This is a genomic window from Acidithiobacillus sp., assembly GCF_023229925.1.
Taxonomy (GTDB): Bacteria; Pseudomonadota; Gammaproteobacteria; order Acidithiobacillales; family Acidithiobacillaceae; genus Acidithiobacillus.
Genome location: NZ_JALNYM010000001.1, coordinates 192240 through 219026, shown reverse-complemented (window position 1 = coordinate 219026; position 26787 = coordinate 192240). Strand labels below are relative to the sequence as shown.

Sequence of the window (26787 nt, the reverse complement as noted above, 5' to 3'; positions counted from 1 at the left end):
ATCAGTAAGGCCGCTCCGGCCTAAAGATAGCCTGTATCCAGGCACTGATTCCCGTCAGGAAAAATGACCACAGAGCATTCCCACTGATTACGGTAGCAGGACTAATGAAAATCCCGGGAACGTGTACTCAGTGTACCCAGCCAGAGACTGAGGTCCTCCATGGTGTCGGCGATAAAATGAAGACTGGCACCCTGGCGCTCCAGTCGGCCGCCGACACCCAGCAGGCGGCCCTGCAGCAGCGCCCGGCGCCAGCCCTCGACCCTTTGCGGCCAGATGATGACATTGACCATGCCGGACTCATCTTCTAGGGTCAGGAATACCGTACCGTGGGCTGTACCGGGACGCTGCCGGTGGGTGACCAGACCCGCGAGACGATCCTGGCGGCCGTGGCGCTGCATACGCACCTCGGCGATACTACGATAGCCACTTTGGCCGAGCCGCGTGCGCAGAAAATGCAGGGGATGGGGACCGAGACTCAGGCCCAGTTGCTGATAATCGGCGACACAGGCGGCGGCAGGCGTTTCGATGGGAAGGGCAGGCGCTTGTTCCGGCACCTCCGGCATTGGCAATACAGTGGGTTCAGGCAGACTGCCCTGCACCGCCCACAGGGCCTGATGACGGTCCCCGTGCAGGCTGGACAAAGCCCCTGCACGTGCCAGCTTGTCCAAAGTGGTGGCGGACAAGTCAAGGCCATGGCGGAGTACTTCGCAGTGCAATACACCGCCCTGCGCTCGCCAGTGCAGGAGTTTTTCAGCCTCTTTGGAGGACAGGCCTTTGATTAGACTAAGCCCCAGACGCAGCACGCCATCCTTCACCTTACAGTCCCAGTCGCTGTGGCAGATATCCACGGGCAATACCTCAACACCACGGCGGCGCGCCTCCTGCACAATCTGCGCAGGGGCATAAAAACCCATGGGCTGACTGTTCAACAACGCGGCGGTAAAAATCGCCGGGTAGTGGCACTTGATCCAGGCAGAGGCATAAACCAGCAGGGCAAAGCTCGCGGCGTGGGATTCGGGAAAACCATATTCAGCGAAGCCTTGAATCTGTCGGCAAAGACGCTGGGCAAAGGCCTCGGAATAACCATGCTGATGGAGGCCACCGATGAGGCGCTCGCTGTAAGGGCCAAGATGCCCTTTGCGTCGCCAGGCCGCCATGGCTCGGCGCAGGCCATCGGCTTCGTCGCCACTGAAACCGGCAGCCTCGATGGCAACCTGCATCACCTGCTCCTGAAAAATAGGGATTCCCAGGGTGCGCCCCAACACTTTTTTTACTTCCGGGCCGGGATAGCGCACCGGCTCCAGCCCCTGGCGGCGGCGCAGATAGGGATGCACCATATCGCCCTGGATAGGGCCGGGGCGGATGATGGCTACTTCGATTACCAGATCGTAAAAACAGCGGGGTTTGAGGCGTGGCAACATGCTCATCTGCGCCCGCGATTCCACCTGAAAAACGCCCAGACTCTCGCCGCGCTGGAGCATGGCATAGGTCGCCGGGTCTTCGGCTGGAATATCGGCCAGGGTCAGATGCAAAAGGCTCAGGGCGCGGCGAAGCACACTCAGCATCCCCAGCGCGAGCATATCGACCTTGAGGATACCGAGGACGTCGAGATCGTCCTTGTCCCACTGGATCACCGTACGCTCTGCCATGGCGGCTGGTTCGATAGGTACCAGGGCATTGAGGGGGGTAGCAGAGAGCACCATACCACCAACATGCTGGGAGAGATGGCGCGGGAAGCCGACCAGTGCATTGACTACGGTGATCAGGCGCTGGATGGTCGGGCTGGCGGGGTCGAAGCCCTGCTCCTGCAAACGCTCCGGGAGAATCTGACGACCATCCCACCAAGCCAGACCCTGGGTAAGGCGCTGAATCTCGACTGGCGCAAAACCGAGGGCACGGGCGGCATCGCGCATGGCACTGCGCGGTCGGTAGTGGATGATGGTGGCGGTCAGCGCGGCATGATCCCGTCCGTAGTGCTGAAACACATACTGGATGACTTCTTCGCGGCGCTCATGCTCGAAATCCACGTCAATATCCGGCGGCTCGCGGCGGTCGCGGGAAATGAAGCGCGCGAAGAGCAACTGCATCTGGCTGGGATCGACTTCCGTAACACCGAGGGCATAGCAAATGACTGAATTGGCCGCCGAGCCCCGGCCCTGACAGAGAATACCACGCTCTTTGGCGAACCGGACGATGTCATGAACGGTCAGGAAATAGCTGGCATAATCCAGTTCCCGCACCAGTGCCAGTTCCTCTTCCAGTTGTGCAGCGACCGCCGGGGTGATGCCTTCGGGATAACGCCGTTGCAGGCCTTGCCTAGCCAGCTCGGCGAGATAATCATCCCGCTGCTGGCCTGCGGGACAGGTGCCATCGGGGTAGCGATAAACGAGACTATCTAAAGAAAACTGACAACGCTCTGCCACCCGCAGGGTTTCGGCCAGCAACTCCGGAGGGTAAAGTTCTGCCAGTACGGGACGCTGGCGCAGGTGACGCTCACCATTGCGGGCCAGTGCCCAGCCCAGATCTGCCAGTGGACGACGCAGGCGGATGGCAGTGAGCACATCCTGCAAAAAACGACGGCTGCGCCGGTCCATGTGGACATCCCCGCAAGCCAGACAGGGAATATCCAGCGCACGGCCCTGCTCCAGCGCCTCCCGAAGTTGCGCCGTATCATCGCCGCTACGCAGGAGTTCGACGCCGAGCCAGACATTCCCCGCGCCAAGACAATCCCTTACGGCGATGGCGCTGGCAGTATCAAAACGCAGACCTTGCGGATCGGGGAGAATGATGGCCAGACAACCCGCAAGTCCCTGCAAGTCCGCCAGCAGGGCCTGATACCTGCCTTTTTCCGCCCGTCCCCGGGCGCGGGTGATGAAACGGGATAGCGCGGCGTAACCGTCACTATCCCGCACCAGCAAGACGATGCGAGGGCCATCGGCCAGAGCGATTTCACTGCCGAGTATCAACGGAAAGCCAATACTGCGGGCATGGCTATGGGCCCGCGCCGCACTGCTCATGGAGCATTCCTCGGTAATGGCGAGAGCGCGATATTCCAAAGATTGGGCACGGTCCAGCAGGTCTTCCACGACGCTGGCACCCCGCAAAAAACTCAGTGCGCTCAGACAGTGGAGTTCGGCATACTCAGGCAAAGTAGCCATGCAAATAGAAACTCGCCTGACGTCGGTCCCGATAGACCCAGCACTGGCCCCCGGCAGGATGCCGCCAGCGGAAGTAATCCCGGCTCTGATCTCGGCCATCCCACCAGCCGCCTTCAATGCGCTCCACCTGCGCAGGCAGATGTAACGATGGTGCAGTGAGTAGCCGTGCCTGCGCCAGCAACCAGAGGGGACGAATAGCGTTGACGTTGGCGTTGGCCTCCCCCTGCCCCGCCCCCGGCGGTACCCTCTGCCAGGCATAATCCGGACGATGATCAGCGACCCCGGCGATGGCATGCACCGCAACAGCACCCAGACGCTGGCGTAGTTGTTCCACCAACTGCCAGCACGCCGCCTCTGCTCCATCCTGCCACCAGGCTGCCTGACGCCCGGACCAGTGTTGCGGCGCCAGTGCCTGCAAGCGCAGGGTATGCACAGCAAAATCCAGAGGCTGTTGTTGCAGCCGCCATTGCCAGAGCGTCAACAGCATCTCCACATCCGTGGCGGGATCACGCACCTCCAGTGTGGAGGACCATTGTCGTCCCCGGCCCTGCAACTGCAGTAGCCAGAAGCGGCTGGCCTGCGCCTGCGTTCTGAGCAGGAGATGAATGTCCTGCAAAGCGCGGTGCAAGGCGAAGCGCAGACCCTCCCAGTGACTGATTTCACTGTGCAGGGGGATAGAAGCTTCCAGATCCGCCGGAAAGGACAGTGCGGAACGCGGATCGCTTACCCTGCCGCTCAGACGATCCAGCACACGAAAAGGTTCGGGACCAAGGCGTCTGGCCAGGTCCGCGCGGTCCAGGGCCTGAAGCTGGGCGCAATGGCAAACACCCAAGGCCAGCAGGGCCGCACGGGTGGTGGTGGCACAAGGCAGCAAACTTATGGGGATTTGTGGCCAGAGCAGCGCCCAGTCGACAGCCCCAGGGCAAAAGCTGAAGCTGGGACCGGAACTAGCTCCTTGCCATTGCGCCAGTAAGGCGGCGCCCAGGGGGGTCGGAGCCACCCCGGCATTAACACTCAGCCGCGTCGCAACAGCCCATGCCGCCACGTCCTCTAACAGAGCCCTGCCCTGCTGCAGGCGGGTGTTACCGGTGATCTCCACCGCCAGTGCGGGTGAAATTTCTTCCAGTAGCACCACCTGTGGCGCCAGACTATAAAGCAGCCGGGCCCAGTGGCTGAGCGCCTGTGCCTCTAAAGCCGGGTCACGGGTGCAGAGCTGCAGTTCCGGGAGCATGGCCAGGGCCCGCGCCGTCGTCATGCCAGCCCGCAAGCCAGCCTGAAGCGCTATCGCGTTGACCTGCAACAAGGTCCCAGCACTGCCCTGCGCGTCCACCAGCGCCAGCGCGACCGCTTCTGCCTGCGCCCGTTCCCGAAGCTCCACACCCAAATGCGGGAATTGTATCGCCAGCCAGGGCATGTGATCTCAGAGCGCCAGCGTCAGTTGATCGCTGAGCGCCACCATACCCCGTGCTGGCATGGCACCACGGCGTTTACGGACGTCTACGTCGACTCCCTGCCGGGCGGGATGTAGCTCCAGACGTAAGGCGACGGGCACGGTAGCGATGCTGCCTTGACGGAAAAAGAAGAAGGCCAGACTGTTGCCCGCCTCGGCCGCCAGTTGCAAGCGACGCCACTGGGTATCCTGCAAAGCCGGTGGCCAGGCCAGCACCGCGCTGCAACTGCCAGAACGCAGGGCCAGTTCCAGTGCCCAGAGCGTATCCTGATCTTTGCGTGGATGCAGCACGAGCATCCGTGAAAGATCGACGCCTGCAGCCGCCAGCGCTGCCGGATACGGGATATGCGGAGGCGCGACCCAGAGTATCCAGCGTGCCTCGCGCTGACTGAGTTCCGCCACGGCGGGCAGCACCAGACGCAATTCGCCGATACCGTCCTGAGCGCTCACCACTTCAGTGATGGCGCCCCGTGGCCAGTCACCTACCAACAGCTCCAGCTCCGGCCAATGGACCGCCACACCCGGCGTCCGCGGATTATTCAGCCCCTGCCACAAGCGCTGGGGATGCTTGGTCAACAGGGTGTTGACGACAGCCTTATGTGCAGATGGGGTCATAATTTGCCTCCAATACGCAAGAGCCCGACCACCACACCTTCAATCGTCAAACTATCGCGCTGCAAATCCACAGAAATAGGTGAAAAGTCGGGGTTTTCCGGCAAGAGCCAGACCTGATTGCCGTCCCGCTTCCAGCGTTTGACCGTCACTTCACCGTTAACCCGGACCACTACCATCTGCCCGTCCTGGGGAGTGAGCGAGGCTTCGTGGCGAACGGCGAGGATATCGCCATCGAGAATGCCGGCATCACGCATACTCATGCCCTGCACCCGTAACAGATAATCGGCCCCTGGCGAAAAGAGCTTTGGATCGACAGGCAACTGCCCCTCCCGAAACTCTTCGGCCAGCATGGGTTGCCCGGCGGCCACCCGTCCGATCAGCGGCAAACCGATTTCCTCTTCTTCGTCCGCACAGAGGCGGATACCCCTGGCCGTACCACTCTGCAGCAGGATATGTCCCTTACGCGCCAGTACCCGCAAGTGACTTTCAGCGGCATTAGGTGAACGGAAGGCAAAGGCCCGCATCAACTCCGCACGGGTGGGTGGCAGACTGTCTTCCGCCATGCGGGCGCGAATCCAGGCGAGAATTTCGGACTGTCGGGGGGTGAGTTCGTCCATGCAATATCTCCTGAGAGCCAGCGGGTTATCATCGTTGGCGATAGGTATATTTTTATACAGTACCACGGCAGAATGCAAGAGGGTGGTTCAGTGCAGCGTCGCTACCCCGTCCCGGCGCTGCACTTTGATTATGACTTGGCAGCTAGCGGTTTTCGGCATCACCGCTTCTTTGATTAACAACTCTTACTTTGTTAAAATTTTACAACAATCATGTGCAGCAAGAATGCACAGCTGGAGAGGCCAGAAAAATGAAGCATCTTTTAACTCGTTACTTCGCCCTCGTCGGACTGCTTCTTGGGAGCACTAGTATCGCTTCCGCAAGTACGAGCAGTGGGGACATTATTGGCCTATGGCAAACTGCAAGTGGCAACGCTTATATCCGTATTTATGAAAAAAATGGCGCACTATTTGGGCAAAGCGTGGGACAATCGCAAGATACGGTGCAGCAGGCGCGTGCCAAGGGCCAGCCACAAATTCTGGCCGACTTCGTACCCAAGCGCCCAGGAGAATGGGCACATGGCCGCATTTACGACCCGAACAACAAAACCTATTTTCATGGTACGCTGACGGCCTTAGATCCCCATGAACTTAAAGTATACGGCTATATCGGTTTTTCCTGGCTCGGTGGCGACACTATCTGGACCCGGGTTTCGACCAATTAAAACCAGCGCGACGAACTCCGAACCCCATTGATCAGTGAGAAATCTGGGCCAACTGCGCGTCGTTGATCTTCACCTTAGCATGCTCCCGCAAGTCCTTCAGATAAGCTGTCGACAGCAAACGACCTCTTTGCTCCTCCAGAGATGCACGGATTTGCGTCGCTACTTTGGGGTTTATTGCCGCTGCCGAGGGTGCGATTACGCGGGTGACGGCAAAAATCTGATAGCCTGACGACGTCTTCACCATATCCATGGAGGGGACTCCGTCTACTGGTGCGGGTGTCGTAAAAGCAGCCACTAACGCCGCATTATCCAGCCCTTGCCCGTTACGCCGGGTTACATCGAGATATGCGTGCAGCGGGTAGGCGCCACGATCTGTCAACACATCCATATTCTTCGCTAGCCGTGCCGCCGCCAGCAGTGCCTGCGCTTTGTTTTTAGCCAATCGCGACGTATTTTCCGAGGTCAATTTTGCGGCAATGGTTCCCGCAACGGTATTCAAGGGTTGCACGCTACCCGGCTTATAGTGGAGCAAATGCACAGCCAGCAAATTCCCATTCGCCAATGTGAGCGCTGTACTATTTTTACCGGCAAGCACAGCCTTGCTAAAGGCAAGGTCAAGTGCTTTGGCGTCGGCAAAAGGCCCCTGGGCTAGTAACTTCCCGGCAGTGAGTATCCCACTCTCCTGGACCTCCAGACCATAGGCTTTGGCAACCGTACCTAAACCGTCAGGGCTGCTGAATAGACGATCCTTAAAGTTTTCCACCTGGGCTTGGAAGGCATTCTCGGCCTGGCTATTAAAAGGTGTAGCGCGTTGTCCCACCGCCACTGCGGAAGAACTGATGGCCGAACTCGTCTGTGCCGTACTCTTATCGACAAAATTCTTCGGCCCCAGCACGACATATTGCACTTGCACCTGCGCTGGCAACTGAAATTGCTCGATATTGGCGTGATAGTAATCAGCCACTTCGGCACTTGTTGGCTTGGCCGCTGGCGCAAAGTCTGCATCCTGGATGTCCACCGCACTGATATCCCGATATTCCTGTGACCAGGCCCAAACCTCGGTTGCGTCGGTGTTCGAGGCTGTGGCTATAACCTGAGGAATGACTTGTAACTGCTCCAGGCGCATACTTTCTCGCAACATACCTTCAAACTGTGCTGGTGTCATTCCGTTAGCGACCAGCAATTTCTGATAATGACTTTTAGAAAAAACACCCTTTTCTTGAAAGGACGGAATGGATTCGATTTTTTTCGCTAACGCCGCATCGGGCACCAGTAATCCCAGACGTCCCGCCTCTGCGCCTAAGAGCATGTTGTCAATCAAACCATTCAGTACATCTCGCCCAAAGTTCTTATCCGCTACCATCTTCGCTGCGGTTGCTGCACCGAAAATATGACTATAACGCGCCTGAGCATCCTTCATACGTGTCTGAAATACGGCATCGCTAATCTTCTGGCCATCCACCGTCGCTATGGCCGACGAACTTGAACCCCCCGAGAATAAATACCCACTTACTCCCCAAAGCACGAAAGATAATGCGATTAAGATCATGAGTACTTTTGCTACCCAGGACTGACCAAAATTCCGAAATGCATCCATCATAAGTACATCTCCACAAAGCCAGAGCACCAATGTAACGGGGTGTGTATATTAGCGCTCTACCATCAAGGATTAATATCCCTCAGAAAGCCATAATGGCCGCCACAGTGCCTCGTTATACAAAAATCAGGCATAAAAAAAGGCGCCCCACAAGGGTCGCCTTACTCGCATTGGCGGGGCGGACGGGGCTCGAACCCGCGACCTCCGGCGTGACAGGCCGGCATTCTAACCAACTGAACTACCACCCCAATAAATTTTGTGGTGGGCGGTGAGGGGCTCGAACCCCCGACATTCGGCGTGTAAAGCCGACGCTCTACCAACTGAGCTAACCGCCCAAACCAGACGCACTAGTTTACTGCATCACGCAGTGCTTTACCAGCCTTAAATTTAGGTGTACGGCTCGCGGCGATCATGATTTCTGCGCCAGTAGCGGGGTTGCGGCCTTTACGCGCCTCACGACTGGAAACAAGGAACGAACCGAAACCGACCAGAGTTACCTGATCACCAGCCTTCAGTGCCTCTGTAATCACCTTGACTGCCGCATCCAGAGTATGGCCAGCGGCGGCACGGGTCACGCCGGCTTCTTCTGCGATCTTCTCGATCAACTCCGATTTATTCATATTTCTTTCTCCTGTTATGGACTCGGTTACTAGGTATAACTGCGCATCAACTCTATCCAGAAAACGTTATAGCAGGGTAAAAAAAGACTTGTCAAGAAAGTACAAAAAATAGCCTGGATCACGAATCATAGGCTGGCCTTCGCGAATGAATCATCACTACCGGGAGCACGACGACACAAATGTCGTCGTATTCTTACACCTATTCTACATAACTAAAAAACTATAGCGACAGTTGTCGCACCACATCCTTTAATGTGCCATTGCCTTGTCCTCAGAAGGCTCATTAACCGCTACTACGCCAACCATCGGCTCTCCGCTGTCAGGCAGAGGCATCGGTGAAGACTCCAGCGCGATAGCCAGAACTTCGTCAATCCACCGGACCGGTTTGATGGTCAGCGCGTCACGCACATTTTTTGGAATTTCCTGCAGATCTTTTTCATTCTCCGCCGGAATCAAGACTGTGCTGATCCCACCGCGATGCGCCGCAAGTAGCTTCTCTTTGAGCCCACCAATGGGCAACACCTCACCTCGCAGCGTAATCTCCCCGGTCATGGCGACCGTGGCATGCACCGGAATATTGGTCAGCGCCGATACCAAGGCAGTGGCCATGCCAATACCAGCACTTGGCCCATCTTTAGGCGTGGCGCCTTCCGGCACATGGATATGCACGTCACGATTCTGGTAAAAATCTGCGGGTATACCCAGAGCTCGTGAGCGGGCACGAACCACGCTCATGGCAGCCTGGATAGACTCCTGCATCACATCTCCCAGCTTACCGGTGATCAGCAGTTTGCCGCGACCCGGAACGACGACAGCCTCAATACTAAGCAATTCACCGCCCACCTCGGTCCAGGCCAGACCAGTAACCTCACCAATACGGTTTTCCTTCTCCGCCTTGCCGAAGTCGAAGCGACGCACCCCGAGATATTTGTCCAAATTGCGATCAGAGACTTGCACCCGCGTGCGTTTTTTGTCGAGCAGAAGTTCTTTCACTACCTTGCGACAGATACGTGCGAGCTCCCGCTCCAGATTACGCACACCGGCCTCCCGGGTGTAGTAACGAATGATGTCCCGGATGACCGTCTGTGAAACCTGCATTTCCCCATCCAAAAGCCCCGCCTTTTCTATCTGTTTGGGCAGAAGATACTTGGTGGCGATGTGGATCTTTTCGTCCTCGGTGTAGCCGGAAATCCGGATCACTTCCATACGGTCCATCAACGGTGCCGGGATATTGAGCGTGTTCGCCGTGGTGACAAACATCACCTCGGAGAGATTGAAATCCACTTCCAGGTAGTGGTCGTTAAATGTCGCGTTCTGCTCGGGATCCAGCACTTCCAGAAGGGCAGAAGCCGGGTCACCGCGGAAATCCATCGCCATTTTATCCACTTCATCCAGTAGCATCAGCGGGTTGCGCGTAGCAATTTTTGCCAGACTCTGGACGATTTTACCCGGCAGGGCACCGATATACGTACGCCGATGCCCGCGAATTTCCGCTTCGTCGCGCACGCCACCCAGGGACATCCGCACGAATTTACGTCCGGTCGCCGCCGCGATAGATCGTCCCAGACTAGTCTTACCCACGCCAGGCGGACCTACCAGACACAGGATGGGGCCGCGGCTGTTGCCAACCCGTTCCTGTACGGCGAGATATTCGAGAATACGCTCCTTGACGTCCTCCAGACCGTAATGGTCGGCGTCGAGAATGGCCTTAGCCCGCTTAAGATCCTTGGTGATTTTGCTGCGTTTGCGCCATGGCACCCCCACCAGCCAGTCGATGTAGTTACGTACGACCGTCGCCTCTGCGGACATGGGACTCATCATCCGTAGCTTTTTCAGCTCCGCGTCAGCCTTGGCCCGCACATCTTTGGGCATTCCGGATTTGCCGATTTTACGCGTCAACTCATCCAGCTCACTACCGCCCTCTTCCGACAGATCACCGAGCTCTTTCTGAATAGCCTTCATCTGCTCATTCAAATAATACTCGCGCTGACTCTTCTCCATCTGCCGTTTGACCCGGCCACGGATGCGCTTTTCCACCTGCAGCAGGTCAATCTCGGACTCCATCATGCCCAGCAGATGCTCCAGCCGGGCGCGGGTGTCCGCCTTCTCCAGAATTTCCTGCTTTTCTTCGAGTTTGAGGCTAAGATGGGCGGCTACCGTGTCGGCCAGTCGTGCAGGATCATCCATGCTTGCCAGGGTAGACAGAATCTCGGGGGGAATCTTTTTGTTCAGCTTGACGTAGGCCTCAAACTGGGCACTGACCGAACGCATGAGCGCCTCCAGCTCACGATCGTTTGCCGCACCACTGGCCACGATCTGCACCTGGGCGCGCAAGGACTCCTCCGCAGGCAGAAAGGAGACAATTCTAGCCCGGTCCGTACCTTCAACCAGCACCTTGACCGTACCATCAGGTAGTTTGAGTAACTGTAGAATCGTTGCCAGTGTGCCGATCCGATAAATATTTTCCGGTTGTGGATCATCGTCCGCGGCATTTCTTTGGGATACCAGCAGAATCTGCTTTTCGCCAGACATCGCCTCTTCCAGTGCGCGAATCGACTTCATTCGCCCCACGAAAAGAGGGATAACCATGAACGGAAATACCACAACATCGCGCAGAGGTAGCACCGGTACCATCTGCGCTTCCTCTTCCACCAGGAGACTTTTATCGATTTGGGCCACGGAGTCTACTCCAAAAGTAGGTGATTACTACCAATAACAGTGCAGATGGGGTCGTCGACAGTGCTTTTCAATGACGACCACGCTCTACGTCATGCGGGATGAGACATATCCACCTTGGCAGCATCATCATAAACCAGCAGCGGCTTGGTGCCGCTTTCCACGACGGCGGCATCCACCACCACCTTTTTTACGCCACTTATAGAGGGCAATTCGTACATCGTATCCAACAGAATTTGCTCAAGAATAGAGCGCAAGCCGCGTGCACCGGTCTTGCGGATCAGTGCCTTTTTAGCAATGGCCCGCAATGCCTCGGTGCGGAACTCCAGGGTCACACCTTCGAGTGCGAAAAGTTTCTGGTATTGCTTCACCAAAGCATTCTTTGGATCGGTAAGAATGGAAATCAGTGCTTCTTCATCCAGTTCTTCCAGCAACGCCAGAATGGGCAACCGTCCGACAAACTCGGGAATCAAACCATACCGAACCAGATCTTCCGGCTCCAGATTCTGCATCAGCATGGCTGCGGTCGCTTCTCTATCGCGGCGCTTGAGGGGCGCATTGAAGCCCATACCGCCCTTCTCCAGACGCGCAGAGACGGATTTCTCTAAACCCGCAAAGGCACCCCCACAGATGAAGAGGATATGCCGCGTGTCCACCTGCAGGAACTCTTGCTGCGGGTGCTTGCGGCCGCCTTGTGGCGGAACCGAGGCCACGGTCCCTTCAATCAGCTTGAGTAACGCCTGCTGCACGCCTTCACCGGAAACATCGCGGGTGATGGAGGGGTTCTCGGACTTACGAGTGATCTTGTCGATCTCATCGATATAAACGATGCCGGTCTGCGCCTTTTCCACATCGTAATCACATTTCTGCAGCAGTTTCTGAATGATGTTCTCGACATCCTCACCCACATAGCCAGCTTCTGTGAGTGTCGTGGCGTCGGCCATGGCAAATGGCACATTCAGGAGCCGCGCAAGAGTCTGCGCCAGCAGGGTCTTGCCCGAACCGGTGGGGCCGATGAGCAGGATATTACTCTTGTCCAGCTCCACCTCATTATCCTTGCCGCCATGTTCCAGTCGCTTGTAATGATTGTAAACGGCCACGGACAAGACTTTTTTGGCAATGTCCTGACCAATGACGTACTCATCCAGCGTTTTGCGGATCTCCATAGGCTTGGGCAGATTGTTCTGGCCCTCGTTGTGGTCGTCCAGTATCTCGTCCTTGACGATGTCGTTGCACAATTCGATGCATTCGTCACAGATGAATACCGAAGGACCGGCAATCAGCTTGCGCACTTCATGCTGGCTTTTGCCGCAGAACGAACAATAGAGCGTCTTTTCACCACTCCCCTCATGCTTTCCAGCCATAGCTGTTCTCCTGCCCTGTTCAGGCGGTCTCGTTTTCACCGCGATGACTAATCACAGCGTCCACAAGATGGTAGGTTTGGGCCTCTTCGGCCGACATGAAAAAGTCTCTGTCGAGATCCTGCTCAATGCGCTCACGGTCCTGCCCGGTATGATGGACCAGAATATCATTGAGCCGCTCACGGATACGCAGAATCTCTTTGGTATGGATTTCGATATCATGCGCCTGCCCCTGAAAACCACCAGAGGGCTGATGCAGCATAATCCGTGCGTTAGGTAACGCATAACGCTTGCCTTCGGCACCGGCTGCCAGCAATACCGCGCCCATGCTCGCCGCCTGGCCGATACAGACCGTGCTGACCTTCGGACGGATGAATTGCATCGTGTCATAAATCGCCATGCCAGCCGTGACAGAACCACCGGGACTATTGATATACAGCGCAATATCCTTATCAGGATTCTCTGCTTCCAGAAAAAGTAGCTGAGCGACCACCAGGTTGGCCATCATATCTTCCACCTGGCCCACCATGAAGATCACCCGCTCCTTGAGCAGACGGGAGTAAATATCATAGGATCGCTCACCGCGTCCGGTTTGTTCAACCACGATGGGCACATACCCCAAGCCCTGTACGGCGGGTGCCAACTGGTCTCCTGCCTGTTTCCACATAATCCATGCTCCTGTCTGTTGACACGGTCCCGTGTCAGACATCGGTTATACCGCGTTTGCTTCGGCTACCGGCGCCCGGCCGATGAGCTGGTTAAAGCTGACCGCCTCGTCGGTCACTTTAACACGCTCCAGAAGCCACGCCACCACTTTGTCTTCCAGCACCATAGCCTCGGCCTGCTCCATCTGCTCGGGATTACTGCGGTACCAGCGCATGAACTGCTCAGGGTCCTCATATTGCTCGGACATATCCTGAATAACCTGAGTGATTTCCACCGGGGATGCCCGCAGCTTTTCGCGCCGGACAATTTCCGACAATACCAAGCCAAGTACCACACGCCGCCTGGCCAGCGCGTCCAGATCACCACCGCCAGCGGCTGCATTGGCATCTTTTTGCAAACGCTCCAATTCCTGTCCGATCATTTGCTTGGGCAAATCGGGATGGTTGCTTTCCGCTACCAGTTCCAGAATCTGCGCTTTCACCTGACCTCGGCTCATCCGCTGTGCTTCACGTTCTAGATTTTCCCGTACTTCCTGCCGCAATATGGCTACATCTCCATCCTCAATGCCGAGCGCCAAGGCGAAAGCCGCGTCCACTTCGGGCAATTGAGGGGCCGCCACTTCCTTGACCTGAAGATGGAACTGGGCGGCCTGACCAGCGAGTTCCGGAACATGATATTCCGCCGGAAATTGTACTGGCACAGTCCGGTCTTCCCCCGCAGACATTCCCAGCAGTCCCTGCTCAATGTCCGGCAGCAGACGACCGGAGCCGAGCACCACGGGGTAGTCGGTCACATCGCCGCCCGCCATGGGGACACCATCAATGGTCCCCTGAAAATCCACGGTGACCCGGTCTTCGTCCTGGGCAGGACGCTCGGCAGACACATAAAAACGCCGCTGCCGCCGCATAATGTCTATCGTGGCATCCACGTCCGCATCCGTTACTTCAGCCGTCTTGCGGATAACGGTGGCGTCCGGCACCTGCGGATCAAATTCGGGATATACCTCTACCACGGCCGTAAACACGAGGTCCTCACCGCGCCCCCCTTTCTCAACCTGCACTTCCGGTCTTCCCACCGGACGTAAGGATTCGTCACGCACGACCTGAGAATAACGTTCATTGATGAGATGGTCGAAGGTCTCCATGAGGGCATCCGAACCATAATGGCGTTCAATGAGAGCCATGGGCGCCTTGCCGGGCCGAAATCCGGGGAAACGTGCGGAGCGCGCCTTGTTACGCAGACGCTGGGATACCCCACTCTCCACCTCACTGGCGGGAATGGTCACATGGATGTGTCTTTCCAAAGGCGTGGCCTCTGGCGTCGAAATTTGCATGAACTGATCCTTCTTTTTCATTTTGTCTAAGCCTAAACGTTAATAATAAACACAAGCCACCTGCCCCTCAAGGTCAACGCAGACCGCGACTCCCGGGTTTAACGGGCGTCCCGCCAACTGCACAGAGCGGACAATCAACAGCTTCCCAGGTACGTACCGTGAGCGTCAACAGCGGAAAAAATGGTACACCGTCAAAATCGCTGAATCCTGAGCTGCGATCAATAATCGCCGATGCCGCCAATACTTGCCCGCCTGCTGCGGTAATGGCCGCTATACATTCCCGCGTCGAGCCGCCCGTCGTCGTAATATCTTCAACCACTAACACGCCTTCACCCGGTGCCAGCGCGAAGCCACGGCGCAACACCATCTGCCCGGCTTCCCGCTCGGTAAACAGGCTGCGTACTCCAAGCGCGCGGCCGCATTCGTAGGATACCAGAACCGCACCCATAGCTGGTCCCACGACACAGGAGATACGCTGCCGCAGACCTTCAGGAATACCTGCCACCATCGCCGCACACAGTCGCGCTGCGTGCTCGGGATGTTGCAGCACCCTGGCCGACTGCAGGTAGGTATCACTATGCAATCCCGAGGATAGCAGAAAGTGCCCCTGGAGCAGCGCTCCATCTTCTTTGTACAACGTCACCACTTCATCTGTAGTCACAGCAGGTTTCTTCTCCATGATCAGTGTTACGCGGAGCACAGTCCTTGCCCCCTTTATTAAAGGGGCATATTAGTCGGGTTTCTGAGAACCTGCGGCGCTCCCTGGCAACTCACTCAATATCTGCCTAAGGGCCTGTGCCGGGTCCTCGGCAGCCGTAATAGGTCTGCCTACCACAAGAAAGTTTGATCCCGCCGCCAGTGCCGCTGCCGGCGCCATAATACGTTTCTGGTCATCCTCCGCATACTGCGCCGGACGAATCCCCGGAGTCACACGCAAGAGTTCCGGCACGGTCTCCCGTAGATGATTCGCCTCCAGTGCGGAACAGACGATACCGTCCAAGGCACATGCCGCTGCAAGCGTCGCCAAACGTCCAACTTGATCCTGTACCGAGCTGTTGACGCCAACTTCGCGTAAAGCGACGTCGTTCATACTCGTGAGTACCGTCACCGCAACCAGGAGAGTCCGCCGTGTCCCATCAGCATCGTTCACCGCTTCGTGTGCAGCGCGCAGCATGGCGCTACCACCACTCGCATGTACATTGAGCATCCATACGCCGAGACGCGCCGCCGCCCGGCAAGCTTTGGCGACGGTCTGCGGAATATCGTGAAACTTGAGGTCAAGAAATACGTCAAATCCGCGCTCCTGCAGACGCTCCACAATGGCGGGGCCACAGGCGGTAAAAAGTTCCTTGCCTACCTTAACCCGACACGCGGTAGGATCAAGCTGATCTGCCAAAACCAGGGCGTCGCGTTCGTTCGCATAATCCAGCGCAACGATGAGCGGTGAAATCACAAACTATACCCTCCGGAAAAGGTGCCCCACTGACGGCAGCTAGGGCAGCGCCAATAATACTGGGGACTTTGATAACCACAAGACTGACAGTGAAAAACCGCTGGTTCCACCGACAACCCCCTCACTGCTAGCGCCATAACGGGATACAACGCGGGATCGGGTGCATCAGGATCCAGTTCCAGCAAAACCTGCATCACCCGCATATCTGGCTGCCGCAACAGAACACGTCTTAAATATGCCGTCGCCGCAGGGGTTCCTTCAACCGCCTGCAAGGCATGCGCCAAAAGCTTGACGGCCAACGGCGAATTACACATCTTCAACAGGCGTTCTCGTGCGTCCTGCACATCCGTGCGGTTCGCAGCGTATCGTAAAACGCTCAGAAAGGGTTCCAAAATAAGCAGAACTACAGATTCCACTGGAGAGTCAAGAAGTCTTTCCCAAAGGTTTAATGCACCACCCCAGTCCTGCCGATCGAAGGCGATGCGTCCGCCAATCACCAAGGCCCGCGGATTTTCTGGATCCTCCCTCTGGGCCAACTCCAAAAAAACTCTCGCTTGCCCTGCATCTCCTAAGAGGAGCGATTGCTCGGCCAGTTCACCATAGAGCATGGCAATCACCGGACGCTGGCCGCGCTTACCCGCTTTATGTAAGCGCTGACGTATCGCAATAGACTGCGCCCACTCACTGCCCAGTTCATACAGCTCGGCAAGCGTAGCAAGGCCCTCTAGATGATCGGGTTGACAATCCAATAATTCCTTGAGGATGGATTCCGCCCGATCGAGAATCCCTGCCTTGAGGTAATCCTGCGCGATCTCGAAAAGCACACTTTGCCGCAGGTCAAGCGCCAGTGCCGGTTGATCCAGAAGATGCTGATGTACCCGCAACGCACGTTCCAACTCTCCGCGCCGCCGGAAGAGGCGTCCCAGGGCGAGCAAGATGTCAATGCTCTCTGGATGTTGCCGCAGCGCATCGAGAAAAACCTCTACCGCTTCATCATTGCGCTCACTGAGGAGATGGTTGAGCCCCTGAATATAAATTTCGGGAATCGTGTCGGAGGCATTCGGCGCAGGTTTTCGCGGAGAGGTAACCCGGCCAATCCAGACACCCAGCGCGATCGTCAACAGCAGGACGAGGACAACTACGGTATCCACGCCGGGAACCGTCAATTAAGCCTTGCCACCCACAACCGCTCCAGGGTAATCAACCTGTTCACGGAGCTCCTTACCCGGTTTAAAATGCGGGACCCGCTTTTCAGGCACCAGCACCGGCTCTCCCGTTTTCGGATTACGTCCCTGCTTGGCAGGCCGTACATGCATGGAAAAGCTTCCAAAACCACGAATTTCAATACGCTCACCCTCGGCCAGTGCGTCGCTTAGATAATCGAGCATCTGACGGGTGGCCATTTCGATATCGCGCACACTCAAATGCGGATATTGTGCGCTGATGTTTTTGATCAATTCCGATTTAGTCATAGTTTATTAGCTTCTTACAAAGAATGGTGAACTGGCGGGACATCCTAAAATTAAAAAGATAAGCGGCAGGTCGACGATTCAAAAAAGGCCTTTACCTGACGCCGTCTCATTCACCTCTCCTCCCGATCAGCACACGACCAGGAAGGAGAGGGGTCACGCTTAGCTTTCTTCTTCCTGCTTACGCTTGAGCTGTTCCTTGATCAGATCACCCAGACTGGTGGTGCCCGTCGCCGCGCTACGCGCATATTGCTGCACCGCTGCCGTCGTCTGTTCTTCCTGAGAAGCAGTCACTTCCCGAGCCTTGGTGCTGAGGGTCAGGGTGCGGTTCTTGCGATCTACCATCGCAATGCTGACCTCAATTTTCTCCCCGGCTGACAAGGTCAGACCACGGCCCAATTCACGTTGAGGCAGGAACCCTTCCACCCCCTCGCCAAGCCGAATCTCGGCACCACGGCTGTCCACCGAGATGACTTCACCTTCGACCAGGGCGCCCTTTTCATTGGCCACCACAAACTGGATGAACGGATCAGTTTCCATCTGCTTGATGCCGAGACTGATACGCTCCCGCTCTGGATCAATGCTCAGGACAACAGCATCCAGAGTATCTCCCTTCTTGAAGTCCCGCACCGCTTCTTCGCCGCTGCGATCCCAGGCCAGATCGGATAGGTGAATCAACCCGTCGATACCGCCATCCAGACCGACGAATACACCAAAGTCGGTAATACTCTTGATTTGACCGGAGACGCGATCGCCCTTCTGGAAGTTCTGCGCAAAGTCATCCCACGGGTTGGGCAAGCACTGCTTGATGCCCAGCGAAATGCGGCGACGCTCTTCGTCGATATCGAGGATCATCACTTCGACTTCCTGACCGACATGCAGGGCTTTGGCCGGATTAATGTTCTTGTTGGTCCAGTCGATTTCGGAGACATGTACCAGACCCTCGACGCCTTCTTCGATCTCAACGAACGCGCCGTAATCCGTAACGTTGGTAACCTTACCGAAAATACGGGTGGCCTCGGGATAACGGCGGGCGATATCGCGCCAGGGGTCTTCGCCGAGTTGCTTCATGCCGAGAGAAATACGGCCGCGTTCGCGGTCGAACTTAAGGACCAGAACACGCACTTCGCCACCCACCGTGACCACTTCGCTGGGATGTTTGACCCGGCGCCAGCCCATATCGGTGATATGCAGCAGGCCGTCGATACCACCCAGGTCGATGAACGCACCGTAATCGGTGAGATTCTTGACCACACCCTCGAGAATGGCCCCTTCCTGGATGCTTTCCAGCAGCACCCCACGCTCCGCGCTCTGTTCCTGCTCGACCACCGCACGGCGGGAAACCACCACGTTGTTGCGCTTGCGGTCCAGCTTGATGATCTTCATCTCTAGGTCTTTACCTTCGAGATAAGCCACATCCCGTACCGGGCGCACATCGACTAGAGAGCCAGGCAGGAAGGCACGCACACCGTCGATGCTGACCGTGAAACCACCCTTCACCTTGCCGGTGAGGAAGCCATGCACCACGGCATTGTCATTGAAAGACTTTTCCAGATCGACCCAGGTCTTGGCGCGGCGGGCTTTTTCACGGGAGAGGCGGGTTTCGCCCATGCCGTCTTCCACCAGTTCCAGACAGACCTCTACAGAGTCACCAACCTTCACCTCTATTTCGCCTTCCGCATTACGGAACTGCTCGGCGGGAATCGGTCCTTCAGACTTGAGACCTACATCGACGATGACAAAGTCGTTATCGACGCGGGTCACGATGCCGGTGAGCAACTCACCAGGCTTGAGGCCCTGGGTGCTCTGGCTTTCTTCAAACATCTCGGCAAAACTGGGTTCAATAAGCATTTCAGCGTTAGGGGTGGTCATAAATTTCAGTAGGCCTCATTTACCGGGTACGCCATGGGCGCCCCTTGAATCACTGCTCGATGCCATAAATGGCGGTTTCAATTTTCCTGCAAAACAGCTTGAACCCAGCTTTGCAGAACCCTGTATGTGTCGGAAACGCTTTGTTCGCTGGTATCCAGGAGGCGCGCATCGGACGCGGGCCGGAGCGGTGCCACGCTGCGCTGCTGATCCCGGGCATCGCGTTCCGCAATTTCCGCCACAACTGTGGCGAGATTAGCACTACTACCCTGTTCCATCAACTGATTCAGACGCCGCTTGCCACGGACTTCGGCGCTCGCAGTCAGAAACACCTTGAGTGTTGCGTCCGGAAAAACCACGGTCCCCATATCGCGGCCGTCGGCCACCAGTCCTGGCGCCTGACGAAAATCCCTCTGCCGCTGCAATAATGCGGCGCGAACCGTGGGAAGCGCGGCAATTTGTGAGGTCAACGCACTGATTTCGGGGCTGCGAATTGCCGCATCCACGACCTCCGCCCCGAGTAGTACGTGGGTTTGGTCCACCGCACCACGAAAGCTCAGCGGTAAGGCGCGGGCAAGATCGGACAGTGCCGCTTCGTCATCTGCATGAAGCCCGGCCCGCCGAGCCGCCAGCGCCAGCGCCCGATAAATAGCGCCGCTATCCAGCAAATGCCAACCCAGATCATGGGCCAAGAGGCGGCCCAGCGTGCCCTTACCGACCCCGCCGGGGCCATCCAAGGTGATGACGGGGATGATATTCATGCGCCCGCCACCTCCAGCAACAGCCCGGCCTGCTGCGCTAGAACGGGGAAACTCGGAAAAGACGTGGCCACGTTGGCGCAGTCGAGAATTTCGATAGCGCCTTGCGCCACGAGTGCCGCCATAGCGAAGGCCATCGCGATACGATGATCCCCGTGACTGTTTACCCGACCACCCAACAACGGTGATCCGCTAATAACGGCTCCATCCGTGCGCTCTTCTATGGTGGCACCCAGTGCCTGCAGCCCCCCAGCCATCACCGCGATACGGTCACTTTCCTTGACACGGAGTTCTTCGGCGCCGGTAATCACCGTCTGCCCCGTCGCACACGCCGCCGCTATGAATAGCGCGGGAAACTCATCAATAGCCAGAGGTACCAAATGGGGAGGGATAACGATGCCTTGCAACGGTGCATAGCGGACGCGGATATCGGCGACCGGCTCACCGCCCACTTCGCGCAAGGCGGTCAGGTCAATCCGGGCACCCATACGGGTAAGGATTTCGATGACGCCGGTTCGGGTCGGATTGATACCAACACCTTCCAGGATGAGATCGGAGCCCGGCGCGATAGTGGCACCCAGTAGGAAGAACGTCGCCGAAGAAATGTCACCCGGCACCTGCAACGACTGCCCGCGCAACTGGCCCCCGCTATGCAGACAGGCGCGTAGAGCCTGACGCTCCACTGGGTAGCCAAAACCCTGCAGCATCCGCTCGCTGTGGTCGCGGGTGGGGGCGGGCTCGGCCACGCAGGTTTCCCCGTCGGCATACAGTCCGGCCAACAGCACGGCAGATTTGACCTGGGCGCTAGCCACCGGTAGCGCATACTCGATACCATGCAGGGGCCGTCCATGAATATGTAAGGGTGCCCTACCCTCCTGCGCGGTGATTTCCGCACCCATGGTACGCAACGGGTTCAGCACGCGGCCCATCGGTCGCTTCTGCAAACTGGTGTCGCCAATCAGCGTGCTGGGAAAAACCTGCCCGGCCAGCACTCCCGCCAGCAGACGCATGGCCGTGCCGGAGTTTCCACAATCCAACGGGACAGCGGGCGCACGCAACCCATGCAGGCCCACACCGTGTATACGCAAACGCCCGTTATCCGGCCCTTCCATTTCGACGCCCATCGCGCGAAATGCAGCGATGGTGGCGAGCACGTCCGCACCCTCCAGCAATCCCACTATTTCGGTCACACCTTCCGCAAGCGCACCAAGAATAACGGCACGATGGGAAATGGATTTGTCGCCAGGGACCGGAAAACGACCTTTGAGTTGACCACCTGGATGTACAAGATATCTGGACATAATTCAGGAATGCACCGGAGGAAATTGAAATTGTCGTCGGCAACTCTGGCCGCGCCCCAGCAGATCGTTCAGTGCCTGGGCGTCGTTACCCGCCAGCATCCGCTCGGCGGCGCCAAGAGTTCTTTGCACCGTGCTCAAATGCTGGCGGACAGCGGCACGATTCTCCCAGAGGATATCGGCCCAAAGTCGGGGATCCGAGGCGGCGATACGGGAAAAGTCGCGCAGACCACCACCCGCTAATTGCTGCAGCGCAGCGGCCTGTCCCTCCAAACCAGCCATGTAGGCAAAGGCCAGCAGATGCGGCACATGACTGGTGGCCGCCAGAGCATAATCGTGGGCTTCCGGCGTCATTTGGACGATCGTGGCTCCAAGCATTTGCCAGAATGTGCGCATAACCTCCAGGGACCCACCCGCCTGACCCGGCGACGGTGTCAAAACCACTCGTGCGCCCTGATAGAGTCGCTTCCGAGCTGCACTGAAGCCCGTTTTTTCACCACCCACCAAGGGATGGGCCGCCACAAAACGATCGCCTAAAAGCTCGGCACCGAGTTGCGCCACCGGCACCTTGATGCTCCCGACATCACTAACCACTGCCGTTGGAGACACCAGACGCGCCACCTCTGGCAACTGCGCCATGAGCATCTGTGGAGGCGTGGCCAAAATGACCAGGTCAGCGTCCTGCAGTGCCGGGGCAAGGACATGACTCAGCGTGATCTGCCACTTACCTGCTGCCCTACGAATCCGCCTTGCTTCTTCCTTATCCGCAACCACGCCCCGGATTGTTCCACTGAAATCCGTCGCGCGCAGGGCTTTGGCGACACTCCCACCTATCAGGCCAAGGCCGACAATGGCGACCCGATGGAATGGAACGTCTGTCATGCTAAAGCTCGCGGCCAATGGCCTCAGCGATCTTGCGCAGATCACCCATCAGCGCCATGAGTTGCTCTGGGCTCAGGGCCTGATCGGCATCGCACCAGGCTTCTTCTGGACAGGGATGCGACTCCACCAGCAAACCATCCGCACCAGCCGCAATCGCTGCCTTGGACAACTGCGGCACCAGCCAAGCCTTGCCACCCGCGTGGCTGGGGTCGACGATAACCGGCAGATGCGTCTCCCGCTTGAGGACCGGAATAGCGGTGACGTCAAGGACATTACGATAGGCCGTTTCAAAAGTGCGGATACCACGCTCGGCGAAAATAATCCGGTGATTGCCGTGAGCAGCTATATACTCTGCCGCCATGAGCCATTCCTTGATGGTGGCACTCAGTCCACGTTTAAGAATAACCGGCACATCCAGACGACCGACCTCTTTGAGGAGATCAAAATTCTGCATGTTGCGCGTGCCGATCTGAATGATGTCCACCCCTTTTTCGAGAAAAAGATCAATCTTGCGGACATCCATCAGCTCAGTGACGATGGGCAAACCGCAGGCATCCGCAGCCGTCCGAAAATAATCCAGACCTTCATCGCCCACGCCCTGAAAAGTATAGGGGCTGGTACGGGGTTTGAAAGCGCCGCCGCGCATCAGGCGACAGCCCGCCGCTTTAACGGCCTCCGCGGAGCTGCGCATCTGCTCAGGTGTTTCGACCGAGCAGGGGCCAGCGATCACTTGAATCTGCCTGCCGCCGATGGGAATACCACGCACCTCAATCACGGTGTCGGTGGATTTGAACTCGCGACTAACGAGCTTGTAAGGCTTCAGAATGGGCATAACTTGTTCCACAGCGGGCAATGATTCCAAGGCTCCCTCGGGCAACAACCGTTCATCTCCTAGCAGGCCCACCACCGTGCGCTCCGAACCGGTACTAACCATAGGCTGCAGGCCAAACTGGCGGATACGCTCCAGCAACTGCTCCATCTGCTCTGCGGTGGCTTGTGGTTTAACAATGACGATCATGAAATTACAGGACCTCGCCCAGCATTTTTAGAAAACGTTGATTTTCCACCGGCAGACCAACACTGACCCGCAGATGATCCGGCATGCCATAAGGGGTAAGCGGTCGTATGATCACGCCCCGATGCAACAGCGCGTCGTAGACACGCTGACCACCCCCCGGTACGGCAAAGGCGATAAAGTTGCCTGCAGGCGGCAGGATTGTCAATCCAAGATTATGTAATCCGTCACGGAGGGCCACGATTCCTTGGCGATTGTTGGCCAAGGTGGCCTGTAAATGGGCGCGATCGGTGAGCGCAGCGTGCGCCGCCACCTGCGCTAACGTATTCACATTAAAGGGCTGACGAACCCGCTCCAGCACCGCTATCAGGTCAGGGTGGCCGATGCCGTAACCGCAACGCAGGCCTGCCAGCCCATAGGCCTTAGAAAAGGTGCGAGTAACCATCAGATTGCTGAAGCGCCGCAACCACAGCTTACCGTCAGGATAATCCGCACTTTCCATCAATTCCAGGTAAGCCTCATCCAGCACCACCAGGGCATGCGCGGGCACGCTGTCGATAAAGGTCTCCAGTGCATCAACTGCAAGGTGGGTGCCGGTGGGATTGTTGGGGTTGGCGATAAACACCAGCCGGGTGTTTGCGTTGAGCAAACCCGCCATGGCATCCAGGTCATGACCGTAATCCCTCGCGGGGGCAACCCGCACGGTCGCTCCACTCGCCTGCGCGGCAATGGCATAAGCAGCAAAGGCATACTGGGAAACGATCACCTCGGTACCCGGCCCAGCAAAAGCACGTACCGCAAACTCCACCACCTGATCAGAACCATTGCCGAAGATAAATTGCCGCGGGTCCAGATCCAACTGTTGTGTCAGCAGTGCGCGCAATTCCGGCGCTGATCCCTCGGGATACAGGGCCAGGGAGGGCAGCGCATCGCGGATAGCCTCCAGCGCCGCGGGGCTCGGTCCCAGTGGATTTTCATTGGAGGCCAGCTTGATGGCATCGCGGATGCCCAGTTCCCGTTCCAGTTCCGCCAAGGGCTTACCCGGCTGATAAGGACGCAAGTCAGACACCCCCGCTGCCGCATATTCCAGATATTTATTGCGCATCAAAATACCGCCCTGGGATAACTACCAAGACAACGATAGAAAGACGCCTGTTGCGCGAGGGCATCCAGTACCGGTGCAATGGCGGCATCTTGACGATGACCGAGCAGATCGAGATAAAAGACATACTCCCAAACAGCGGAGCGCGTCGGTCGCGACTCAATGCGCGTGAGGCTGATCCCCGCATCGGCCAAGGGCGACAACAGCGCATGCAGGCTCCCTGGGCGATTGGCTGCGGCCACTACCAGACTGGTCTTGTCGTTCCCTGTGGAGCGGGTATTGATCTTACCGATCACTATAAAGCGCGTGGTGTTCTCGGGATTGTCTTCAATACCGGCGGCCAGAATCTCGAGGTCGTAAGCCTCCGCAGCCACCGTAGTGGAAATAGCACCACCCTCGGCATCTGCCGAGGCGCGCTCAGCAGCCACGGCATTACTGGGGACGTCTACTAATTGCACCTGCGGCAGATGTGCGGCAAGCCATTGGCGACACTGGGCACGGGTCTGGTAGTGCACATAGACCCGCTGGATCACATCCATAGAGCATTTAGCCACCAGATTATGGACGATGCGTAATTGCACCTCACCGCAAATATGCAGCGGATAATCCAGTAGCAGATCAAGACTGAGATTGACAGAGCCCTCGGTACTGTTTTCCACCGGAACCACGCCGAACTGTGTCTGCCCCCTGTCCACCAAGCGGAAAATCTCGGCAATGCCAGTGGTGGGTTGCAACACCGCAGCCCGCCCGAAATGCCTTTGCGCAGCCATTTGCGTGAAGGTGCCTGCCGGACCGAGATAAGCCACCTGTAACGGCTCTTCCAGGGCCAAGCCAGCAGAAATGATTTCGCGAAAAATAGTGGCGATTTGCTCCGCAGAAAAGGGCCCGGGATTCTCGGCCATCAATCGACGGAGAATTTCGGATTCCCGATCGGGATGGTAGAAATTTGTCTCATCAGCCGCGCGTTTGACTTCACCCACCTCGGCCGCCAAGCGGCCTCTCTCTGCCAGCAAATGGAGAATTTCTCCATCTACGGCATCAATAGCGGTGCGCAATTCAGGCAGCGTTCGTACAGTTGCGGACAAGCTGCCTCCCTAACCCTGACGGCGGGCAAAATCCCGCATGAAGTCGACCAGCGCCCGTACCCCGGACTCTGGCATGGCGTTGTAGACAGAAGCGCGCATGCCACCCAGCAGGCGGTGCCCCTTGAGCTGGAGCAGCCCTTGCTCATCCGCCTCTTTCAGAAACATCGCGTCCAACGCCGCGTCATGCAGGGTAAAGGGCACGTTCATCTGCGAGCGGTTGCGGTGCTCTATGGCATTGTTATAAAAACCGCCGGAGCCATCAATCGCCGCATACAGCAATGCGGCCTTACGCGCATTGACCTCCGCCATTGCACCCAGCCCACCCAATTGTTTCAACCACTTGAACACCAAACCGGCGACATAAATAGCAAAGGTAGGAGGCGTATTGTGCATGGAACCCTCTTTGGCATGCACGGCATAGTCCAGCATGGTTGCAGTACCGGCCGGTGCATGACCGATGAGGTCTTCACGAACAATAACCAGAGTCAGACCGGCCGGCCCGATATTCTTCTGGGCACCGGCATAAATGAGGCCGAAACGGCTGACATCTATTGGCTTCGAGAGAATATGGGAAGAGGCATCGCTCACCAGCGGAATATCACCCAGTTCCGGGACAAAATCGAACTCCAGACCACCGATGGTTTCATTACCGGCAATGTGTACATAGGCGGTGTCGGCGCTGACTTGCCACTCCGATTGCGGAGGCACCACACGGGCCTGACGATCCGCATTGCTGGCCGCCACCTCGACGATCGCAAAACGCCTGGCCTCGGTCATGGCCTTGGCAGACCAGATACCAGTCTGCACATAACTCGCCCGCGCATGACCACGCAGCAGGTTGATGGGAACCATGGCAAACTGCAAGGTCGCCCCACCCTGCAAAAACAGCACCCTGTAATGGGCGGGAATCTGCAGGAGGTCACGGAGGTCCTGTTCGGCCCCGGCGATAATCTGCATGTAGTCGGCACCGCGATGGCTCATTTCCATGACCGAAATACCGCGGCCATGCCAATCGAGCAGTTCCGCCTGCACCTGCTCCAGTACCGCATGGGGGAGCATCGCCGGACCTGCGCCAAAATTATAAACAGGATAGTTCATTAT

The 26787-nt window shown here is 57.4% G+C and carries 23 protein-coding genes and 2 tRNA genes; 1 reads left to right on the top strand and 24 read right to left on the bottom strand.

The annotated features are described in order from the left end of the window. Positions 1-101: 101 nt before the first annotated feature. Genes M0P56_RS01190 through lexA form a run of 4 tightly spaced genes read right to left on the bottom strand, consistent with a single transcriptional unit; the run spans position 102 to position 5840 of the window. Entirely contained in the window at positions 102-3158 is a 3057-nt protein-coding gene (locus M0P56_RS01190; RefSeq protein ID WP_291508224.1) for an error-prone DNA polymerase, read from the bottom strand. Further along, complete coding sequence (locus M0P56_RS01185; RefSeq protein ID WP_291508223.1) at positions 3142-4572, bottom strand: DNA polymerase Y family protein; 1431 nt, start codon at positions 4570-4572, stop codon at positions 3142-3144. The genes M0P56_RS01190 and M0P56_RS01185 overlap by 17 nt, the downstream gene beginning before the upstream one ends. Before the next feature lie 6 nt (positions 4573-4578). Next, complete coding sequence (imuA, locus tag M0P56_RS01180) at positions 4579-5223, bottom strand: translesion DNA synthesis-associated protein ImuA (protein WP_291508222.1); 645 nt, start codon at positions 5221-5223, stop codon at positions 4579-4581. After that, positions 5220-5840 carry a transcriptional repressor LexA gene (lexA, locus tag M0P56_RS01175; protein WP_291508221.1) on the bottom strand — a complete coding sequence of 207 codons (621 nt, stop codon included), beginning with the start codon at positions 5838-5840 and terminating at the stop codon, positions 5220-5222. Before lexA ends, imuA begins: the two co-directional genes overlap by 4 nt. A gap of 248 nt (positions 5841-6088) precedes the next feature. Here lexA and M0P56_RS01170 point away from each other — a divergent pair, with 248 nt between their 5' ends. Beyond that, positions 6089-6502 carry a DUF2147 domain-containing protein gene (locus M0P56_RS01170; protein WP_291508220.1) on the top strand — a complete coding sequence of 138 codons (414 nt, stop codon included), beginning with the start codon at positions 6089-6091 and terminating at the stop codon, positions 6500-6502. Positions 6503-6533: 31 nt separating this feature from the next. Here the strand turns inward: M0P56_RS01170 and M0P56_RS01165 are convergent, their stop codons facing one another. From M0P56_RS01165 to serC, 20 genes are all read right to left on the bottom strand, one after another. Continuing rightward, entirely contained in the window at positions 6534-8102 is a 1569-nt protein-coding gene (locus M0P56_RS01165; RefSeq protein WP_291508219.1) for a peptidylprolyl isomerase, read from the bottom strand. 168 nt (positions 8103-8270) lie between these two features. Beyond that, a tRNA-Asp gene (locus M0P56_RS01160) sits at positions 8271-8347 on the bottom strand. Positions 8348-8358: 11 nt separating this feature from the next. Continuing rightward, a tRNA-Val gene (locus M0P56_RS01155) sits at positions 8359-8434 on the bottom strand. Positions 8435-8446: 12 nt separating this feature from the next. Next, the gene (locus tag M0P56_RS01150; RefSeq protein WP_014028811.1) at positions 8447-8719 is read right to left on the bottom strand and encodes an HU family DNA-binding protein; all 273 of its coding nucleotides are present in this window, start codon (positions 8717-8719) and stop codon (positions 8447-8449) included. A 249-nt stretch (positions 8720-8968) separates the two neighbouring features. Then, complete coding sequence (lon, locus tag M0P56_RS01145) at positions 8969-11353, bottom strand: endopeptidase La (RefSeq protein ID WP_366109962.1); 2385 nt, start codon at positions 11351-11353, stop codon at positions 8969-8971. Between the two features lie 134 nt (positions 11354-11487). Next, the gene (gene clpX / locus M0P56_RS01140) at positions 11488-12759 is read right to left on the bottom strand and encodes an ATP-dependent Clp protease ATP-binding subunit ClpX (protein ID WP_291508217.1); all 1272 of its coding nucleotides are present in this window, start codon (positions 12757-12759) and stop codon (positions 11488-11490) included. Positions 12760-12778: 19 nt separating this feature from the next. Beyond that, the gene (gene clpP / locus M0P56_RS01135; protein ID WP_291508216.1) at positions 12779-13423 is read right to left on the bottom strand and encodes an ATP-dependent Clp endopeptidase proteolytic subunit ClpP; all 645 of its coding nucleotides are present in this window, start codon (positions 13421-13423) and stop codon (positions 12779-12781) included. Positions 13424-13468: 45 nt separating this feature from the next. Next, a complete protein-coding gene (gene tig, locus M0P56_RS01130) occupies positions 13469-14755 on the bottom strand; it encodes a trigger factor (protein WP_291508215.1) in 1287 nt (428 codons plus the stop codon). A 73-nt stretch (positions 14756-14828) separates the two neighbouring features. Then, positions 14829-15416 carry an orotate phosphoribosyltransferase gene (pyrE, locus tag M0P56_RS01125; protein WP_291508214.1) on the bottom strand — a complete coding sequence of 196 codons (588 nt, stop codon included), beginning with the start codon at positions 15414-15416 and terminating at the stop codon, positions 14829-14831. Between the two features lie 69 nt (positions 15417-15485). Then, on the bottom strand, positions 15486-16208 hold the full coding sequence (gene pyrF, locus M0P56_RS01120; protein WP_291508213.1) for an orotidine-5'-phosphate decarboxylase: 723 nt from the start codon (positions 16206-16208) through the stop codon (positions 15486-15488). After that, complete coding sequence (locus tag M0P56_RS01115; RefSeq protein ID WP_291508212.1) at positions 16205-17359, bottom strand: tetratricopeptide repeat protein; 1155 nt, start codon at positions 17357-17359, stop codon at positions 16205-16207. Before M0P56_RS01115 ends, pyrF begins: the two co-directional genes overlap by 4 nt. Positions 17360-17374: 15 nt before the next feature. Next, on the bottom strand, positions 17375-17680 hold the full coding sequence (locus tag M0P56_RS01110; protein WP_291508211.1) for an integration host factor subunit beta: 306 nt from the start codon (positions 17678-17680) through the stop codon (positions 17375-17377). 159 nt (positions 17681-17839) lie between these two features. After that, positions 17840-19522: a 30S ribosomal protein S1 gene (gene rpsA / locus M0P56_RS01105; RefSeq protein ID WP_366109960.1), complete on the bottom strand. Its 1683-nt coding sequence runs from the start codon at positions 19520-19522 to the stop codon at positions 17840-17842. Between the two features lie 104 nt (positions 19523-19626). Beyond that, positions 19627-20307 carry a (d)CMP kinase gene (gene cmk / locus M0P56_RS01100; protein WP_291508209.1) on the bottom strand — a complete coding sequence of 227 codons (681 nt, stop codon included), beginning with the start codon at positions 20305-20307 and terminating at the stop codon, positions 19627-19629. Continuing rightward, positions 20304-21605, bottom strand: coding sequence for a 3-phosphoshikimate 1-carboxyvinyltransferase (aroA, locus tag M0P56_RS01095; protein ID WP_291508208.1), 1302 nt, complete (start codon positions 21603-21605; stop codon positions 20304-20306). The genes cmk and aroA overlap by 4 nt, the downstream gene beginning before the upstream one ends. A 3-nt stretch (positions 21606-21608) precedes the next feature. Continuing rightward, on the bottom strand, positions 21609-22484 hold the full coding sequence (locus tag M0P56_RS01090) for a prephenate dehydrogenase/arogenate dehydrogenase family protein (protein WP_291508207.1): 876 nt from the start codon (positions 22482-22484) through the stop codon (positions 21609-21611). A gap of 1 nt (position 22485) precedes the next feature. Then, positions 22486-23502, bottom strand: coding sequence for a 3-deoxy-7-phosphoheptulonate synthase (aroF, locus tag M0P56_RS01085; protein WP_291508206.1), 1017 nt, complete (start codon positions 23500-23502; stop codon positions 22486-22488). A gap of 4 nt (positions 23503-23506) precedes the next feature. Next, positions 23507-24604 carry a histidinol-phosphate transaminase gene (hisC, locus tag M0P56_RS01080; RefSeq protein ID WP_291508205.1) on the bottom strand — a complete coding sequence of 366 codons (1098 nt, stop codon included), beginning with the start codon at positions 24602-24604 and terminating at the stop codon, positions 23507-23509. Then, positions 24604-25686, bottom strand: coding sequence for a prephenate dehydratase (gene pheA, locus M0P56_RS01075; protein WP_291508204.1), 1083 nt, complete (start codon positions 25684-25686; stop codon positions 24604-24606). Before pheA ends, hisC begins: the two co-directional genes overlap by 1 nt. A gap of 9 nt (positions 25687-25695) precedes the next feature. After that, a complete protein-coding gene (gene serC, locus M0P56_RS01070) occupies positions 25696-26784 on the bottom strand; it encodes a 3-phosphoserine/phosphohydroxythreonine transaminase (RefSeq protein ID WP_291508203.1) in 1089 nt (362 codons plus the stop codon). Positions 26785-26787 lie beyond the last annotated feature (3 nt).

What these genes read in the sequence shown, in the direction of transcription:
- M0P56_RS01165 (WP_291508219.1), bottom strand. Translation starts at nt 8,102, where the DNA reads ATGATGGATGCATTTCGGAATTTTGGTCAGTCCTGGGTAGCAAAAGTA.
- tig (WP_291508215.1), bottom strand. Translation starts at nt 14,755, where the DNA reads ATGCAAATTTCGACGCCAGAGGCCACGCCTTTGGAAAGACACATCCAT.
- M0P56_RS01185 (WP_291508223.1), bottom strand. Translation starts at nt 4,572, where the DNA reads ATGCCCTGGCTGGCGATACAATTCCCGCATTTGGGTGTGGAGCTTCGG.
- M0P56_RS01150 (WP_014028811.1), bottom strand. Translation starts at nt 8,719, where the DNA reads ATGAATAAATCGGAGTTGATCGAGAAGATCGCAGAAGAAGCCGGCGTG.
- M0P56_RS01170 (WP_291508220.1), top strand. Translation starts at nt 6,089, where the DNA reads ATGAAGCATCTTTTAACTCGTTACTTCGCCCTCGTCGGACTGCTTCTT.
- M0P56_RS01110 (WP_291508211.1), bottom strand. Translation starts at nt 17,680, where the DNA reads ATGACTAAATCGGAATTGATCAAAAACATCAGCGCACAATATCCGCAT.
- aroA (WP_291508208.1), bottom strand. Translation starts at nt 21,605, where the DNA reads ATGTCCAGATATCTTGTACATCCAGGTGGTCAACTCAAAGGTCGTTTT.
- M0P56_RS01090 (WP_291508207.1), bottom strand. Translation starts at nt 22,484, where the DNA reads ATGACAGACGTTCCATTCCATCGGGTCGCCATTGTCGGCCTTGGCCTG.
- clpP (WP_291508216.1), bottom strand. Translation starts at nt 13,423, where the DNA reads ATGTGGAAACAGGCAGGAGACCAGTTGGCACCCGCCGTACAGGGCTTG.
- lexA (WP_291508221.1), bottom strand. Translation starts at nt 5,840, where the DNA reads ATGGACGAACTCACCCCCCGACAGTCCGAAATTCTCGCCTGGATTCGC.
- aroF (WP_291508206.1), bottom strand. Translation starts at nt 23,502, where the DNA reads ATGATCGTCATTGTTAAACCACAAGCCACCGCAGAGCAGATGGAGCAG.
- imuA (WP_291508222.1), bottom strand. Translation starts at nt 5,223, where the DNA reads ATGACCCCATCTGCACATAAGGCTGTCGTCAACACCCTGTTGACCAAG.
- clpX (WP_291508217.1), bottom strand. Translation starts at nt 12,759, where the DNA reads ATGGCTGGAAAGCATGAGGGGAGTGGTGAAAAGACGCTCTATTGTTCG.
- hisC (WP_291508205.1), bottom strand. Translation starts at nt 24,604, where the DNA reads ATGCGCAATAAATATCTGGAATATGCGGCAGCGGGGGTGTCTGACTTG.
- cmk (WP_291508209.1), bottom strand. Translation starts at nt 20,307, where the DNA reads ATGAATATCATCCCCGTCATCACCTTGGATGGCCCCGGCGGGGTCGGT.
- M0P56_RS01190 (WP_291508224.1), bottom strand. Translation starts at nt 3,158, where the DNA reads ATGGCTACTTTGCCTGAGTATGCCGAACTCCACTGTCTGAGCGCACTG.
- lon (WP_366109962.1), bottom strand. Translation starts at nt 11,353, where the DNA reads ATGGTACCGGTGCTACCTCTGCGCGATGTTGTGGTATTTCCGTTCATG.
- serC (WP_291508203.1), bottom strand. Translation starts at nt 26,784, where the DNA reads ATGAACTATCCTGTTTATAATTTTGGCGCAGGTCCGGCGATGCTCCCC.